We start from the raw sequence: 17,544 nt of genomic DNA, 5'->3' as shown, positions 1-17,544 counted from the left end.
TCTAAAAATCTTTATAACTTATGTGGGTAAAAATTGCTTCTAAAAATTTATTATGAAGAATTGCTATCTTTCTTAATTAACTATTTCCTTTACTTGGGTATGAAAAGAACGAATCTATCGACATTGTGGCTGCTATCTCATCCCAAGAGACTCCGAATGCCCTTAAGATTTGCTCAAACGTACTTCTTAACGCTTCTAAATATTTCTCTGCGTCTATTTCAGTAACTTTAGCTAGTTGTACTGGTTTCACTCCATCTTTAGATCTAACCTTAACATAGTATATTATATCTCGTGGTAATACGTTAACTCCAAATGGTCTAAGTTGTAGAGCTGCCTTTACGTGTTGGGGAGTGTTCTTTTTGTACGCATCTAAAGGCTTCGATAGCATTACTTTAAACGCTAATTCGTCCAGATTGTATCCTTTGTTTTTTAGTTTTTCATATGATCCTTTAACTACGTCTACAATTTTTCTTTTAATCTCCTTCACATCGTTTGGCGAGTTTATGGAGATCATTAGCTCCTTTACCTCGTTAAATACCTTCTTTACAAATTCCGGCGTGTTTCTCTTCTTCACTAACATCCCCTTTATATCAACCTTCCCGTCTTGGTATACTCCAAAGTAATTCTTCTTCAATCCAGAAAAAGCCACAAACTTGTAGGTTTTATCAACTTCCAAATCTAAATTGAAAGTAGTTTTAACCCATTTTATAATATTTTCTAAACTATTCTTGGGAGGATTAAGGAGGAATAAAGAATCAGTATCACCGTATAATACAGTTAAACCTTCTTCCCTAGCTTTCTTTACGGTACTGGTAATAACGTATCTCCCCAGTGCAGTAACACTCTCCGCTACAGCTGGCGCATATAACGGAAATGTTTCAGCTCCAAATACACCGTAAGTAGCATTTATGAATACTTTCATTGCTCTCTGTACTACGTCATAGAGTAGTTTTTGTTCCTCACTATTATTAGGGTTCTTCGCTTTCTTTTTGTATATCTTTACTCTGAAGTCTCTTAGTAACCCAGTTATTACTGCTGTTATACCTGGCCTATCCATGCAAACTATATGTAGCACCTCCCCTGTCTCATCCTTTACTTCATAGGGCTTCTTACATTGTTGAATGTCTACAGTCTCGTAACTAAGATTCCACGTTCTAATTATTGAAGGATATAGTGATGCAAAATCTAAAACAGTTATGTTAAAGAATATTCCAGCAGGTGGGTCTATAACTACTGCGCCTTTATATCCTTTTCCCTTTATTAGAGCAGAAGTTCTTATATTAGAGGATTTCGCTAAGATTTCTTCCTTAAGAGGAATTAACCAATTTCTTTTTCTATGTTCCCAATAATATAAATTCTTTACCCAAGTAGATATTTCTGTCCGAGTTAATTCCTCAATTCCTAGTCTAGAAATTCTAGAAAACAATACAATTAACTTCATAGTTAGGTCGTTATTAAATGTAGTAAGCTGAAGTGTGATTTCGGCATCCCTAAAGTTATATTCTATTAATTTTTCTACATCTAAGAAAGATATTAGCGTATCTACCTTAACTTTTGATGTCCCTAATAAGGCCTTTGCAACTGCATCTAAATTGTATTCATTATACTTTCCCTCAAATGCATAATTCCTCACTGCCTTATTAAAGAAGAATTTGTACAAGTCTATATGAAGACCAGCTAGATACTTGGCTTCATCCTTACCAGCTACATCTATGGGAATTTCCTCTGGAAAATAACCTAACTTTAACGCCCTAAAGTAAATGTAAGGTAAATCAAAATCGTCTCCATTGAATGTAAGAACTATCGGATATTCTAACAGTATATCAAAAAATCTCCCTAACAGTTCGTACTCTGTATTAAATCTCTCAACCGATATTCCATCAAGTTTTACACTCCCTTCATTGACATCATTCCTATTTAATACAAGAACCTTCTTTAATCCATCACTCCCCGCTAATGCTATACTTATAATTGGAAACTCAGCCTTCTGAGAGTCTGGGATTCTACCCTTAACTGGTGTATATACCTCAATATCTATCGCAACCCTTTTTATTTTAGGTATTTCAGTTTCAAATATGGGAAGCCAATCGACTGCCATTTGTCTAGTCATTTCATCTGAATCAGCGAAGGCTTTCTTAATCTCCTCAACATCTTTCTCGTCCAAAGACAAATAGACACTTTCTAACTTCCCATTCTTAACAACATAAGGCATACCGGGGATTAGACCTATGTCATACATGTAGTTGTTAAAATATTTTATGTGAGCCTCATACGCTTTTGGAACATCATTCCTTAATCTTCTCACTGCTAGGGGATCTCTAACAACGATTTTAGTTAATTTGAATTTATTCCAAGTATACGGGTCTATCTTACTCACAGTCTCTATGTGATCAAAAGATGGATCTCTAACAATCTTAGGTATTTTACCTACTTTATCAGGTTCAAGATCTACTAGAAAGTAGGGCTTATGTCCAGTATTATCATATAGGGCATAGATCTTTTGAGTTTCTTTATCGAATAGCTTACATACAGCCTTACCTTTCTTACCATCATAATCTACTTGCAATAGGAAGTATATCTTATTTTCCTGAGCCTCTTCAAGCCATTCCCTCCTAACTACCTTTTTTTCCTCAACGGGAGCACTCTGTTGCGATTGTTGAGTATTTTGTTCACTCTTAGCGGGTTTAGATGAAGGAATATCAAATAAGGTAAGTTGCTTAGTCATTTTCTAACATATATTATTTTCTGAGAAATACGCTATAAGTTTTAATGCGGGAGAAAAAATAGACATTTATGAAGAACCTAAGTTTTAAGATTCTTAAGCTACTCCTGCTCCTCTCATTCATCTAGCCATTTCTTAAGAGATATGCCTTGAATCTTAGTAAACATTATTAATATGCATGAGAAAGAAAAACACCAGATAGAACTACGACTACAGTATTTTGAGGACCCGTAGCTCAGCCAGGACGGAGCGCCGGCCTGCGGAGCCGGAGGTCCCGGGTTCAAGTCCCGGCGGGTCCGTTGTGGGGTTAGGGGGATACCCCCACACCCCCACTGCTATCTTTCAACTTTTCGTACGTTTCAACTACGTCAACTAAAGGACCGACATAAGTTTCCTTTACCTCACCGTTTATCGTTTCCAATTTATAGACATAATACTTGCCTTTTCTTTCCTTATGATTACATCACCATATTTATAACGCGTCTTATCTTTCGCCATTTTCACGCAACGCATAACAGTTGTCAATTTACTGTTAAATTGAAAGAAAGCCTCAAAAATTCTGCGATAATGAAAAATTTTTGGTATATACACCCGTGTACTTACAAAAGTCTTGACAAGCATAATATTTTCTCATTTCGAATATCAACTAAGGAATAAAAACTATAATATGTTAGGTAGAAAACAGAAATACTGTGAAATTGAAAGAGCAATATCCAAATTAAAACGGAGTTGATGATAAAAGGAGATTAAAGAAACTAACGTTCAAAGTTTAAAAACCTTAATAAAGGCGTGACTTTTTAACTTTAAACATCTCTTCCTTTAGTGTTCCATTTGATATTTGTTTAACTCGTTCTAGCGGTTTTCTGTAACTGTCTTTTTCTCAGCATAATTTCTTACTGTCTGGTATGTTTAGTAGTGGATTTCAAGCCGTAGCCAACAGTTTCCGATAAACCGTAAAGTTTATATTATTTTGCCACAAACTCTTATACAAGTCTTGCCCCAGATGTGGGTTTGTATCCCGAAAGGTTGGTAAGACAATCTACCTCAAGATGTGCGGGATTTCCTCACATCCGTGATATTCCACGGATGTGGGTTGGGGTTATCCCGCTAATGGGGCGGAGAGGGATGAACGTCCGCGACTTCGGTGAAGCCCAAGGGCTGAGGATTGATATTAAATATCATGAAATCCCATGAAGCCCAAACCCCTAAAATGTATAACGTCTCACCATTATATAATAAAATTTTATGATAAAAGCAACTTACGAACCTCGTTATATTTATTAATATTCAAGGAACATAAAGATTATAGAGAGCAAATGAAGGTATATATTATAGACTACCATAAGGATGATCCAAAGAGATGTACTGGGAAGAAGTTAGTCAAACTAAAAATTGCAGAATTTACTAGAGTAGGTAAAGGTGTAGTTCTTGACCCTTTCGCTCAAATAACTCTGTCAAACAAGGATAAAGATATTGTGAGGAGAATTGGCATAACTATAGTTGATACTTCATGGAATAATACGTCCCAAAGCGAGTTTAAAAATATAAGAGGGGAACATAGAAGAATTCCAATCTTATTTGCCGGGAACCCAATACATTACGGTATAGCCTATAAACTGTCTTCTATTGAGGCGTTAATAGCTACGTTGTACATTGTTGATGAGGTGGAAGAGGCTATAAAGCTTTCCAACGTAGTTAAGTGGGGACATACATTCATAGAACTGAATAAGGAGCTTCTGGAAGCTTATAAAAACAAAACCGAGGAAGATATAAAGAAAATCGAGCGAGAAATTATTGAGAAAATACTTGAAAAATGAGTATATGAACACTGAATTTCAACTTAGATCTCTCGCTTTAGAAAAGAGTTCAAAGCTACGTAAGTTCACGTTAGATACCAATTATATGAGATAGTATACAAACTTGGTTACAATTTAGTGAAACAAATATCCACTAATGTTTAAGTTGAAAGGAAAATTGGCAAGATTCTAAATAATGATGTAAAAAAATCAGAGAATTGAAGGGCAAACTTAGTTATAGACGAAAGGTAATAGTTAATAATAAATTAGTCAAGAAGGTGTAGATTAGGGTAGGTAGCAAGAGTATAATCCTTTTTATACAAGTTTTTCTCTGTTTACGTTTCTAACTTTCGTAAAGTGGTGAGGTAATGATTTGTTAGTAAGTCTAATTAAGTGGAGACTACAATTTTATTCATTTGAAACTTAGTTTAAAATTCCTCTAATACCAATCTCATCGAATGCCTCAATTGCGTAACAAAAATTTCTGAGAAAGGATTTAAAAATTGTAATAGTTTTTCTTTCTTAGCATCTGAATCATATGTTAAATTGAAGATAAACGGATATTTTATATGATTTATATTAAATTAATAAAATTATTGTCGACACTAGTCTGATTCGAAGTTTATTACATACTTCTTGAATCTAAGAGGGTTTGGGTTTCATATAATTTCTATAATACTAGATATTAACTCTTTGTCACTTGGGCTTTACCGAGTCGCTGGCCAATTCGTTCTTTTCTACACCCGTTAGCGGAAACTCTATCCATCGACTATCTGCTGAAAGACGTAATATCTTGCGCACTGTAGCGTTAACTTCTCCGTGATATAACATCACATCTGGTATTGTCTCATCCAAAAATTTATCTGTGACAAATTTATATGAACTTTACAGTTTATTTGAAAAACTAATGTGTGCGGTTATGAGATCTTTGTTTGTTGCGAATCTTGGCTCTTCTTATCTATAAGCTCTTGTCTTAGTCTTAATAACCTTTTTAGTGCATTAGACTTTATTTTCCTCCAATCTTCACTAACACCAACTTTTAATCTAGCCAATACTATTACGTGGTCTTTATCGCTTTGTTCATTTATATAAGGTCCTTCTACTACATTAAAGTCTTTTAATTCCTCTTTGACTATATCTTCTAACTTGTTGATGTCTATAAAAGCTAATGGAAACTCCACTCTCACATTGATCACATGTTCCTCAGAGTACTTTGAAGTATAGTCCAAAACTGCTGAGTTCAGCAATACAATATTTGGCACTCTTAATTCCCTTAAATTCTCTAGAAGAACTCTAGAATAAAACAAATCTATTTCCACTACTGTACCTTTATATCCTTGTTCTATAAAGTCCGTTGAAAAATATTTATATGCTGGAAATTGCGCAGGGAAGAATGGTACTTGTGTGGAAAGAACCCTTATTTTGTCCCCAACTACTATATATCCAGTGAGCATTATCAGTAGACCGGCAAAGAAGTTACTTAGGACCGGTTGTAAAGCAAGACCTATAATTAAGCCTGCAAAAGTGCTTCCTGCAATAAGCGTAGAAGAGCCAACTCCTAAGGGTAACAGCACTAATAGAAAAACAATTACATACCCAAAGTACCTTACGCTATTTGCAATTACATTAGCCCTTATACCAAGTCTCCTTTGAGAATAGACCCTTATGGCCTCTGATATTGAAGATACTATCCATAAGCCAATAAATACGTATAGAGCTATCCTAAGATAGAAAATCACAGAGTTGATAGTAGACTGGTTAGTTATCCCAAAAACTTGCAAGAAGTACTGAATTACAAAGCCTAGGCTAAATGCTAAAAATAATAAAAATAATAATATGGCAATACGTAAACTCATCCGCATCTCTATCTACTACTCTTCCCTTAGTCAGCAGTTTCTAATAAGCTTAAAAGTTTATATCATCTGGCGTTATCTATAATTTGAGGGCGCCACACAGTGGTGTTTCACCAATTTTACTCAAAATGATACAATTTCTATGGAAGAGAAAAATATCAGAGCGGAGTTAGAAAAATCGGCTTATTTCAACACAAGAAGCAAAAAATTTTCATATTTGTTGAAGAAACTAACAGAAAACGAGTTTATATATAAAGAGTAATACCATTTGTCTAGTATTATCAATAGAGGAAAGTAGGTGGAAGGACGAGATGAACAAGAAAAGGTTAAAGCGAGGGACTCCATAACTCCGTTATGCAAACCATGATATTACCCAAAACGGAGCTGAAGTCCCTCGCTATAACTTTAGCAACAAACAATATTAACGTTATCTCTCAAGATCTAGACCCGGAAATAGTGAAAGCAGCACCATCCTTGCTAACCGGAAACAGAGGAAAATACTACTTGAAGGTAGTAAGACGAGGCGAGAAAGTAATTAGTAAAGGTCAGAGAACCTTCAAGTTCTACCCAATCTACAGAGAAGTAAAGGGAGAGATCAACGTAGTCGCTGTAGATGAGACCGGATTAACCGTGGGAGAAAAGGAACAAGAAAAAGCAGAGGGCTTTCTACTCTACAACTGGAAGAGAAAAGGAGTAAAGATGAGATCCTTGGACCTCGTATATCCCTTAAGGTTACCCCTCCTAGTGGAGGTAGCAGATTTGAGAAGCGACAGTCCATCACAGTTCCTACTCAGGAGCGTGAGGGAAGTAAGCCAATACATGGAAATAGATTACGTTGTAGCTGACGCCGGATTCTTGAACCTAGGGGTCATCAAGGAAATGCCCGTGAAGACCATTGTGAGAGGAAAGTCGAACTTGAAGGGATTCAAGGAACTATCTAACGTTCCATTAGTTGAGAAGAGATACGAGGTTAAGGACAGGGTTTACGTTGCGTATAGGGTCTTGAAATTTGAAGGGCTTTATTATTACGATGTGGTTTACGTTAAGGGGAAGCCGAGGCACTTCATGTTCGTAACGAACTTCGAGGGAGATCCCTATGAACTGGCTGAACTCTATAGGTTGAGGTGGCAAGTTGAGGAGGGTTTTAAGGTTAGGAAGGCAAGGATAAGGTATGTTAGGAAGTTGAGTAATAAGATCTTCTTGTTCCTCTATTACACGGTTCTGGATTCTGCGTGGAATCTAGTGAATCATCTTCTCTTTAACTTCAAGTCCACGTGTAAGAAGGTTTTGTCCTTCGATTCATTCGTCAAGCTTCTCTAACTTTCTCGGTGTTCAGAGGAGACTATGCACGTCGTTTTCACCACGTGAGAAAAATTCAGAATTCTCCTCTTATTATTAGAATTGTACGCTATATTTTTTGCAAATTATTTTAACATGTTATGTTTCATAATAATTTTATTGTTTTTCTCTATATCAATCTCTTTTTGAAAGGACTAATATTATATCTTTCAAATGAAATAATTTGGTGAAACACCACTGGGCGCCACAACAGACTATATAAGTAATGTAAGGGGAAGGAAGCTACTCGATGAACCTCCCCACTTCTCCGTAAGGAGTTAGTCCTACAGATGATATGGGAGGGAAATACTGGTTAGTAGGATGAGGATTAAATATAAATTCATGAAATCTTATAGAAGCTCTTGCTTAGTCGATCTGATGACTATTTTTATACTAAACTGCTATTTTCCTCATTTCAATTAATCTAAAGATGTTCAATCTATGTTTGTAATATCTCTTAACTCTTTGTGAAAATTCAACAAGTTCGCAAAGCAGAAAGCACCCTAAGATTTAAATGTGTTTAACTTTTCCCCACCTTATAAGCTTTCTTCTTGCATCATAGGGTATCTATAGAGTTATATCACTGCCTAACGTAATTTTTAAGCATAAAGCTAGGTAACTGCTAATTGTTAAGGATTTAAACTTTAATAGCATAATGTTATTAGAGGCTCAAAAATTGATCTTTGACATATTTAAGAAAGATAAAAATGACGAGATTAAGGAGCCATTTTACGCTGACGAGTACGGGGAGTGGTTAATCGTCTCCCATAATAAGCCATTAGTATATATTTCAAATATTTTGCAGAAATCAATCAAGAAAGCCGGATTAAAGAATCACGATCTATATGTCATTCAATATATCGAAGATGAAAAAATAAGAAATTTGGCTAGTATAAAGGGGATGATTTGTGGTAATGGAAATATAAAAGAGCTAGATCTAGCCACTACAATAAAAAATTCTTTAAGTGATACTCTTACAGTTGGTGAGATAAAGATATTTAAATTGAAGATTTGTGGGATTCTTTTCATATTTTTCTACATAGACGTTGTAGTTAGAAATCTGAAAGAAACACGGGGTTCTGTAAAACTCCTCTTTCCACCAATTGGAGTAAGTTTATATGAAATACCTTATACTCTTCAATCATTAATAAAGAGCGTGATTGAAAAAACCCTTGGAGTTAACTGTAGTGTTTCGGAAATAGATACTGGTGATGGGACGCGACTTAAAGCAGTAGCAGAGTGTAGAATACAGCAAACCTTAGAGTCAATCGAACCTTTAAAGAAAGCATTAGAATATTTTAGCTTTTCTGAGCCAAAGATCTCTTTAAACAGGAGTAATATTAGGCAAATTGAGTTGCAGATATTTATAAATCAGCTGAAGACTAAAGCCTTGATACCCCTAATTTGGGATCGTTTTATTATCGATTCTCTGCGTTGCTAAAAGTTATTACCCTAAAATGCGGAATATAAGTGGGGATCTTTCTGATTAAAGTGGGAGACTTAACTATACCCACAATGGATGATATAGATATCCAATCAAAAAAAGTTCTGTTACGAATAGACATAAATTCCCCCGTAGATGAGAACGGCAAAATAATTGATGATTCTAGAATAAAGGCACATATTGGAACAATTAAGGAATTGATTAATAAGGGCAATTCTGTTGTGTTAATTTCACATCAAGGTAGGCCTGGAGACAAGGATTTCACAAGTTTAGAGGAACATGCTAAATTAATTTCAAAGTATTTAGATCGAGAAGTAATTTTCGTAGATGATGTAATAGGCCCATATGCAAGGGAAATGATTAAAAAATTAGAAAATAATGGGATTTTACTCTTAGATAATATAAGATTAATTTCAGAGGAGTTAATAGAGGCTCCACCACAACAACACGTAAAAAGCTTTTTAGTAAAGAAATTAGCTCCGCTTTTCGACATTTATATCAATGATGCGTTCGCTACTGCACACAGAAGTCAGCCTAGTATCGTAGGCTTTCCTTTAGCTTTACCATCAGCAGCTGGAAGAGTAATGGAAAGGGAAGTTTCAGCGTTAGCCAAGATTTTTAATGCCGAAGACACACCAAAGATATTTACGTTAGGTGGTGGTAAGGTTCACGATACTATTAGGATAATTGAAAATCTAGTGAGAAAAAGGATAGCTGACAGAATACTTACTGGGGGTTTAGTTGCAGAATTATTTTCTGTCGCTAAAGGAATGAATTTAAATCCAAAGAATATGGAAATTCTGGAAAAATTAGGTATACTGAGTCTAATTCCTAGAGCTAGAAAACTACTTCTAAGTGGAGCTCCTATCGAAATACCAGTTGACTATAAGGTAGAAATAAACGGAAACGTAATCGAGGAACCAGCTAGTAAGGTCACTGGCATTATAAAGGATATCGGATCCACTACTGCAGAAATATACTCATCATTTATAAAAGATGCTAAAGTAGTAGTTTTAAGGGGACCAATGGGAGTAATCGAAGATGAAAGATTTAAGAGTGGAAGTAAAAGCGTCTTAAAAGCATCATTAGAGGGACAAGGTTACGTTATAATAGGAGGTGGACACATGATAAGTGCTTTAGATGAGGATATGAAGATAGATAGTAGTAAAGTTCATATCTCTACTGGTGGAGGAGCTCTCCTCTTATTCTTATCTGGAGAACGATTACCAGCATTAGAGGCATTATCAATGTCGGTGGTGAATAGCGGTGATTAATGTAGCTGTTAACGGTTATGGTACTATAGGGAAAAGAGTCGCTGATGCCATCATTAAACAACCAGACATGAAATTAGTAGGGGTTGCGAAGACATCTCCAAATTACGAAGCTTTTATAGCACACCGTAGGGGAATCAGAATTTACGTACCCCAACAGTCCATTAAGAAATTCGAAGAGTCGGGAATACCAGTGGCTGGCACAGTAGAGGATCTAATAAAAACCTCAGATATTGTAGTGGATACTACGCCAAATGGTGTTGGTGCACAATATAAGCCAATTTATCTACAATTACAGAGAAACGCTATATTTCAAGGTGGCGAAAAAGCTGAAGTAGCTGATATCTCATTCTCAGCCTTATGTAATTATAACGAGGCCCTTGGCAAAAAGTACATTAGAGTAGTATCATGTAATACTACTGCACTACTTAGAACAATATGTACAGTAAATAAGGTCAGTAAAGTGGAGAAAGTTAGAGCGACAATAGTTAGAAGAGCTGCTGATCAAAAGGAAGTCAAGAAGGGACCTATAAATTCATTAGTACCTGATCCCGCAACAGTGCCAAGCCATCACGCAAAAGACGTTAATAGCGTTATAAGGAATTTAGATATAGCTACGATGGCAGTAATAGCCCCAACAACACTGATGCATATGCACTTTATCAATATAACCTTAAAAGATAAGGTAGAGAAAAAAGATATACTTAGCGTTCTAGAAAATACTCCAAGGATAGTTCTAATCTCCTCAAAGTATGATGCAGAAGCTACAGCGGAATTAGTAGAAGTGGCGAGAGATTTGAAAAGGGACAGAAATGATATTCCAGAGGTAATGATATTTAGTGATTCGATTTACGTTAAGGATGACGAGGTCATGCTCATGTACGCGGTACATCAAGAATCAATAGTGGTACCAGAAAATATAGATGCAATAAGGGCTTCCATGAAATTAATGAGTGCAGAAGATTCCATGAGAATTACTAATGAAAGTTTAGGAATATTAAAGGGGTATCTAATATGAGTGAACCATCTTATTTTGTAAGCTTCTGGTTAAGGAAAATACTAGTACCAGTGGATGGTTCTGAGAATAGTTTAAGGGCGCTAGATCTTGCAGTAGACTTCGGTATGAGATATGGCTCCAAAATAACTATAATACATGTATGCAGTGATTGTAATAATATGAACGATATACAGTCACTTATTGAAAAAAGAATAAACAATAAGATTGAATATGATTTAAAAATAGTTAAGATTAACATAAAGGAGTCTAGTGTTTCAAATGAGATATTAAAGGTAATAAATGAGGAACCATATGACGCAATAATAATGGGTGCAAGAGGAACTTCACTAAATAGCGATATAAATATAGGCTCTACAGCGTTAGCAATATCGATAAACGCTCCAGTATCTGTGATATTAGTTAGATGATCAATTTTAATGATTTTGACGAGTACTTTTCTAAATCTTTCATATCATCGAATGTATACTTAACCTCCAAGAAATTCCTTCTCATCTCAATTACCTCTTTTTTAACTTCGTTAACATCTTTTTTGTCTATAATAACTTTCTTAAATAGCTCAGCTATCTCCTCCATTTCACCTTCTTTCATCCCATATCTTGTCATCTCTTGTACCCCTATTCTTAAGCCACTTGGATCGGAAACATCTTCTGGCTTATCATAGGGCAATAGATTTTTATTTACTATGATATTTGCGTCCTCTAATAGCTTAGCTATCTTATTTCCCCCACCGAATTGTCTAACATCTACCGCTACTTGATGACTCTTAGTATAACCTAAATTTTCTCCAATTACCTTAAATCCTCTTTCAGCTAAAGCCTCTGCTAGAGCCTTCGAATTCCTTAGTATTTGATTAGCATAACTTTCGCCAAAATATTTCATCTCAATGGCAGTTACTGCAGTAGCTGGTAATCTATGCAAATGATGATTACTAACAAACCATGGGAATATTGTCTTTGAGACTTGTTTAAAAACTTCTGAACCATCAGAGAAAATCGCTCCTCCTTGAGGACCAGGAAAAGTCTTATGCGTAGAGACAGTCATAATATCCGCTCCATCTTTTAGTGGGTTACTCCAAACTTTACCCTCTATCAACCCATAAACATGTGCAGCATCGTAAACCAATTTAGCTCCTACAGCGTGAACGTGTTGAGCTAATTCCTTAGTAGGATGAGGAAATAGGTAAAGACTGCCTCCTAGCACTACGAATTTTGGTTTAACTTCTTCTATCATCTTTATTGCTTTATCTACATCTACGTTAATGTTTTCCTCATCAAATGGCATTTCAATATGTTGAATACCCAAAGCTCCCAATGTTCCAAATTTGGTATGACTGACATGGGCACCAGCTTGGACTGGTGCTATTAATGCCTTATCTCCAGGCTCAGCTAAAACTCTAAACACAGCCGCATTTGCTATGGTACCGCTAGTAGGTCTTAGATCACAATCCTTTGAGTTTGTTATCTCATTCATCAACTCCATAGTAAGAGTCTCGATTTCATCAGTATACTTGGTCCCTTGATAGTATCTCTTGTATGGTTTACCTTCTGCATATCTGGACATGAAGTCACTCATATACACACTTTCAGCTAGTGGACTCATTACGTTTTCAGATGCAATAAGGTTCAAAGTCTGCGTCCTTCTCCATACGTTCTGTGCCTTAGTAATTTCAAGAACTTTTTCTAATTCTTTAGGAAGTGACATAAGAGTAAAGTAGTTACAGAATATTTAAACTTTGATAAAAAGATTAGACTTTCATAGCTCTTCCAAGTTTAGCGTGAGCCTTACCTAACTCCTTGTTGGATAAAGCAGCTAGGAGATTAAGTTCCCCAGATAGTACAGTAGAAGCTATGATCTCAGCTAATTTCTTAGCATTAGAGCCAGGTGGATTTCCACTGCCGTAAACTCCCATAATGGATAGGGCTTCTTTCTGGGTAGGTAACCTTGTACCTCCTCCTACAGTTCCTACTTCTAACGAGGGCAGTGTAACTGATATATATAAGTCCTCTCCTCTTACTTCAGTCCATGTATATCCAGAACTACTCTCAACTATTTGAGCTACATCTTGGCCAGTAGCTATAAAGATTGCTGTGACTATGTTTGCGAAATGAGCATTAAATTGAGATAAGGATCCTGCTCTTGCTGTCCCGAGCCAATTCTTCCGTAGATTTATATCATGAATTAGTTGAGCATTAGAGTGTAATATATTCCTTATAACATCCTTCTTGATGAGAGCCTCAGCCACTACAGTTTTACCTCTACCGAAGAGGCTATTGACATTGGTCTGTTTCTTATCACTACACATATTTCCGCTTACAGCTAAACAATCAGCTGATGGGAAGTTTTCCTCTATAAACTCACATACTTTTTCAACTGCTATCGTAACCATGTTCATCCCCATAGCATCACCAGTTTCAAAGGAAAATCTAAGCCAAACATTATTGCCTAGTACGAAAGGTGTAATGGATTTTAATTTACCATGATGAGAGGTAGAATTGGCTATATTCCTTATCTTCTCAAGATTCTCCTCTATGAACTTTAGAAAATTCGGTATCTGTTCTATTGAATCAAACTTAAAAACGGGGGCTCTCGTCATTTCATCCTTTAAAACCTTAGCCCTAACTCCCCCACTTAGTGTAACAGCCTTGATACCCCTATTTACACTGGCTATTAGCGCTCCTTCTGTCGTCGCCATAGGTACATAGAAATCGCCCTTTGCGTAATCACCATTGACTCTAATTGGCCCCACTATACCTAATGGTATTTGTATTGCTCCAATCACATTTTCGGCATTTTTATTTTTTATCTCACTATAATCAATAACTGTAGAACCAATTGAGGGAAGACCGACTCCTACAATCTTCTCTAATGCAAGCCTCCTCGCAACCATTGCAGCATTTGCTTCTAATAAATTGTCAACTTCATGAAAAGAAATTTCTCCCTTTACTAACTTTTCAACCACTTCATCAATTTTCATCCTTCAGCTACCCTAAACTTTATCCCATACTGTATTAAACCATTATATGAGTCCGTATAAACTCTCCTTAATGTAGCTTCTACCTTAACTCCTTCTTTTAGTTTATCTAAATCCGCATCTACGATAGGTGCTACTATTTCTACACCTTCATCTAGTCTAACCAGACCAATAACACTTGGAAGGCCTTTCTCGTGCCCGTCTCTAGATTGATAGGAAACAGTGTAGGATTCTAATACTCCCTTGCCACTTATCTCAATCTTCTTAACGTTTTTACTACCACACTTAGTGCAATACGATGAATATGGAAAGCTTATATGTCCGCAACGTTCACACCTACTCGCTGTTAACTTATACATGAATCTTTTATTTCTCCAAACTTGAGGAGGAGCTATTTTCATCTAGATCACCTCGATAAATTAATACCATAACTCACCATACCTAAATCATCTGAGGAAATTACTATATAATTATCAACACTAGCCTTTTTGCCTTTAAACGAACCAATTAATTGCATGTGAGCCTCAGCTAATTGGTATATGGCGGAAGCCCCACCTACATGTCCTCGGGCTTTTAATCCTCCGCCTAAATTTACATTCACACTATCTAAATTATGCAAGGATTTACCGCTTTCAAATATTCCCGCTTCTTCTAACATTAAAGCAGCCATAATACTATAGGAGTCGTGAATATCAATCCCGGTTCTTTCACTGAATTTCAATTCTAACTTATCCCTTAACATTCTTACAGAAGGTAAAGATGGAGAAAAGTCATATCTGGCTTGTGCGGAAAGGATTTTATTAATCTTTACCGCTGACTCAGTCTTATTATTTGAAAGTAAGAGTATTGCAGCCCCGTCAGCTCTCGCACCGACGTCAAATAATCTTACAGGATCTGAGATAATCTGCGAATTAATTACGGTATTTAAGTCAACCTGAAACCTTAAATACGCAAAAGGATTTTCCGTGGCGTTCTTGTGCATTTTGATAGCCCAATTCGCAAAATAATTTCTATCAACGCCATACCTTTTCATATACTGTCTCATTAATAGTGCAGCTACTGAATGAGAAGAGATGCCATTATAAAACATGTAATCATCTAAATTGGTGGATATGGCATCATAAAGATACTTAGAAGGATAATCCGACTGCTTCTCAACTCCTACTATTAAAACCGAATTTACCATATTACTCTTAATCAGTGAATAAGCTGTAAGTAAAGCAGCACCTCCACTGGCGTCAGCGTTATCCACTTTAATAGAAGGTACGTTAGGTTTCCCTATCTTTTCAGCAATCTTTGGTGCAATTAAAGACGCGTTATTCAGTTTTTGGGAATAGGCATTCGCAACAACAATTAGGTCAATACTATTTACATCGTATTCTCCTTCAAAGTTCTTATAGGCCTCTATTACCAAATCATAAATATCATACTCGTAATATCTATCTATTGGAATCATTGATGAAGAATTTAAGTAAACCTCTACCATTACTCATACACCTTTATCTTATTAGTATATTTAGCATATTCAGCATAAGATACGAGTTTTTTATTATTTATATAATATTCTACGGTTTTAGCCAATTTTTGCTTCGCCAATATGCCTTCAGAAACTAAAATACTAAAAGCGTCACTACCAGCACCACTACCAAATGGAGCAACCAAGATCCTTTCACCAGGTTTCGCAATGTCCAAAACTTTAGCTAAACCTAATAGGGCAGAAGCATTATAGGGATTACCAATATATGGAGAAACTAACCCTTGTTTAACTTTCTCTAATGGGACACCCAGCTTTTTAGCAACTTGGATCGGGAACTTACCATTGGGCTGGTGAAATACAAAATAGTCGAAATCAGAAATCTTTAAACCACTATTCTGTAGTAGATCGTTAACAGCGGAAATTATATGATGGAAATAAGCTGGTTCTCCAGTAAAACCCTCACCATGGACTGGATAAGGAGTTCCATCCCTTCGCCAAAAGTCTGGAGTATCAGAGGTATAAGATGAAGAATATTCTATCACGGCAGCCGAGTGTTTCTCATCAGTTTTGCCAACAACAAAAGCAACACCAGCCGCTGCCGAACTTAGTTCTAAAACATCCCCCGGATTAGATTGTGCAGTATCTGCACCTATTACTAACGCGTAACTATCGTTATTATGTAAAACGAAACTTGATGCTAACCTTAATCCTACCGATGCAGCCCTACATGCAAATTCCATATCCGCAGTTGCTGAATAATTGTTAATGCCTAGTGCGTCTATTAAAATGGTAGAAGTGGGTTTTACAGCGTAAACTTTAGATTCTGAACCAAAAAGGACTAGCCTTATCTTAGAAGTATCAACTTGAGCTCTCTTAATTGCATTTATCGATGATTCCCAAGCTATAGTTGTAGAATCCTCATCGTGACCAGGAACAGACTTCTCGGTCAGTCCGAGGCTTTTCACAACTGCCTCATCATAACCCCACATCTTAGCTATATCCTCTACTTTTATTCTATATCTTGGAATATAAGCACCCCATCCAAGAATACCAGAGAGCATTACTTTCTTACTGCTTTGATCAAATATAAGGTTTTCGATTTTTGTCTATTAAGCCATAGACAGTTGCCGAATGAATTAAAAAACAAATAGAGATTCATATAGAAAAAACTATTGTGAGCTCCTATCGGCATAAAACATTTGGTAACGTTTGGGATTGAGGGCATTTACAATATGGGCAAAAGCAGATTGTGGATCACTATCTTCACCACAAGTATAAACGTCAAGAGTAGCATAATTGTACTCATTCCACGTGTGAAGTGCTATATGGCTTTCCTCAACTAGTGCTATAACCGAAACTCCACCTTTTTTACCCCCAAAAGACCAAGCTTTAATTTCCACTAGCTTCATGTGAGCTATATCTACAGCCTCTAGCACTAACTTCTCTAGAAACTCCTTATCGTTAAGCCTTTCTGCATCGATATCATATAGGTTGCCGAACACATGTTTCCCTATTATCCTATCTTCTTTGCCTTCGGGGGAATTAATTTTTTGTAATACCTCCCGTTCTGACATCTCTCTTTCTTATGCCCCCATCTCATTCTCAATAATATGAGAATAATAAGTGTATCTATCCCCATAAACCTTAGGATAAA

The 17,544-nt window shown here is 36.2% G+C and carries 15 protein-coding genes, 1 tRNA gene and 1 pseudogene; 8 read left to right on the top strand and 9 right to left on the bottom strand.

Features of this window, described 5'->3' with window-relative positions; all coding sequences use genetic code 11:
- Positions 1-76 precede the first annotated feature (76 nt).
- Complete coding sequence (locus SSOP1_RS02825) at positions 77-2,725, bottom strand: DNA-directed DNA polymerase I (RefSeq protein WP_009991059.1); 2,649 nt, start codon at positions 2,723-2,725, stop codon at positions 77-79.
- A 221-nt stretch (positions 2,726-2,946) separates the two neighbouring features.
- Between SSOP1_RS02825 and SSOP1_RS02820 the strand changes: the two genes are divergently transcribed.
- Positions 2,947-3,021, top strand: a tRNA-Arg gene (locus SSOP1_RS02820).
- Between the two features lie 8 nt (positions 3,022-3,029).
- Here SSOP1_RS02820 and SSOP1_RS17495 read toward each other — a convergent pair.
- On the bottom strand, positions 3,030-3,143 hold the full coding sequence (locus SSOP1_RS17495; protein WP_009991058.1) for a putative integrase: 114 nt from the start codon (positions 3,141-3,143) through the stop codon (positions 3,030-3,032).
- Positions 3,144-3,702: 559 nt separating this feature from the next.
- Between SSOP1_RS17495 and SSOP1_RS02810 the strand changes: the two are divergent.
- Both SSOP1_RS02810 and SSOP1_RS02805 read left to right on the top strand, forming a co-directional pair.
- Positions 3,703-3,916, top strand: a pseudogene (locus SSOP1_RS02810) (RNA-guided endonuclease TnpB family protein); the annotation flags it as partial.
- Between the two features lie 122 nt (positions 3,917-4,038).
- Positions 4,039-4,539: a DUF367 family protein gene (locus tag SSOP1_RS02805; protein WP_009991056.1), complete on the top strand. Its 501-nt coding sequence runs from the start codon at positions 4,039-4,041 to the stop codon at positions 4,537-4,539.
- 896 nt (positions 4,540-5,435) lie between these two features.
- Here SSOP1_RS02805 and SSOP1_RS02800 read toward each other — a convergent pair.
- Positions 5,436-6,380, bottom strand: a complete 945-nt coding sequence (locus SSOP1_RS02800) for a mechanosensitive ion channel family protein (RefSeq protein WP_010923030.1) — start codon at positions 6,378-6,380, stop codon at positions 5,436-5,438.
- Between the two features lie 345 nt (positions 6,381-6,725).
- Here SSOP1_RS02800 and SSOP1_RS02795 point away from each other — a divergent pair, with 345 nt between their 5' ends.
- The 5 genes from SSOP1_RS02795 (at position 6,726) to SSOP1_RS02775 (ending at position 11,849) form a co-directional block, all read left to right on the top strand.
- The gene (locus SSOP1_RS02795; protein WP_010923029.1) at positions 6,726-7,691 is read left to right on the top strand and encodes an ISH3-like element ISC1439A family transposase; all 966 of its coding nucleotides are present in this window, start codon (positions 6,726-6,728) and stop codon (positions 7,689-7,691) included.
- A gap of 673 nt (positions 7,692-8,364) precedes the next feature.
- Positions 8,365-9,150, top strand: coding sequence for a hypothetical protein (locus SSOP1_RS02790; RefSeq protein ID WP_009991050.1), 786 nt, complete (start codon positions 8,365-8,367; stop codon positions 9,148-9,150).
- Positions 9,151-9,191: 41 nt separating this feature from the next.
- Positions 9,192-10,427, top strand: a complete 1,236-nt coding sequence (locus SSOP1_RS02785) for a phosphoglycerate kinase (RefSeq protein ID WP_173645076.1) — start codon at positions 9,192-9,194, stop codon at positions 10,425-10,427.
- Positions 10,420-11,442: a phosphorylating glyceraldehyde-3-phosphate dehydrogenase gene (locus SSOP1_RS02780; RefSeq protein WP_009991048.1), complete on the top strand. Its 1,023-nt coding sequence runs from the start codon at positions 10,420-10,422 to the stop codon at positions 11,440-11,442. The genes SSOP1_RS02785 and SSOP1_RS02780 overlap by 8 nt, the downstream gene beginning before the upstream one ends.
- Positions 11,439-11,849 (top strand): universal stress protein, encoded by a 411-nt coding sequence (locus SSOP1_RS02775; RefSeq protein ID WP_009991047.1) that lies wholly within the window; start codon positions 11,439-11,441, stop codon positions 11,847-11,849. The genes SSOP1_RS02780 and SSOP1_RS02775 overlap by 4 nt, the downstream gene beginning before the upstream one ends.
- Here the strand turns inward: SSOP1_RS02775 and glyA are convergent.
- The 6 genes from glyA to speD form a co-directional block, all read right to left on the bottom strand.
- On the bottom strand, positions 11,842-13,143 hold the full coding sequence (gene glyA / locus SSOP1_RS02770) for a serine hydroxymethyltransferase (RefSeq protein WP_009991046.1): 1,302 nt from the start codon (positions 13,141-13,143) through the stop codon (positions 11,842-11,844). The genes SSOP1_RS02775 and glyA overlap by 8 nt on opposite strands.
- 43 nt (positions 13,144-13,186) lie before the next feature.
- Positions 13,187-14,416 carry a hydroxymethylglutaryl-CoA reductase (NADPH) gene (gene hmgA, locus SSOP1_RS02765; protein WP_010923027.1) on the bottom strand — a complete coding sequence of 410 codons (1,230 nt, stop codon included), beginning with the start codon at positions 14,414-14,416 and terminating at the stop codon, positions 13,187-13,189.
- A complete protein-coding gene (locus SSOP1_RS02760; RefSeq protein ID WP_009991042.1) occupies positions 14,413-14,814 on the bottom strand; it encodes a Zn-ribbon domain-containing OB-fold protein in 402 nt (133 codons plus the stop codon). Before SSOP1_RS02760 ends, hmgA begins: the two co-directional genes overlap by 4 nt.
- A 5-nt stretch (positions 14,815-14,819) precedes the next feature.
- On the bottom strand, positions 14,820-15,899 hold the full coding sequence (locus SSOP1_RS02755; RefSeq protein ID WP_009991041.1) for a thiolase family protein: 1,080 nt from the start codon (positions 15,897-15,899) through the stop codon (positions 14,820-14,822).
- Entirely contained in the window at positions 15,899-16,951 is a 1,053-nt protein-coding gene (locus SSOP1_RS02750; protein WP_009991040.1) for a hydroxymethylglutaryl-CoA synthase, read from the bottom strand. Before SSOP1_RS02750 ends, SSOP1_RS02755 begins: the two co-directional genes overlap by 1 nt.
- Before the next feature lie 108 nt (positions 16,952-17,059).
- Complete coding sequence (gene speD, locus SSOP1_RS02745; RefSeq protein WP_009991039.1) at positions 17,060-17,464, bottom strand: adenosylmethionine decarboxylase; 405 nt, start codon at positions 17,462-17,464, stop codon at positions 17,060-17,062.
- Positions 17,465-17,544: the final 80 nt, after the last annotated feature.

Source organism: Saccharolobus solfataricus, assembly GCF_900079115.1.
GTDB lineage: Archaea > Thermoproteota > Thermoprotei_A > Sulfolobales > Sulfolobaceae > Saccharolobus > Saccharolobus solfataricus.
Note: the sequence above shows the minus strand (reverse complement) of the source record. Positions and strands in the feature narration are given on the sequence as shown.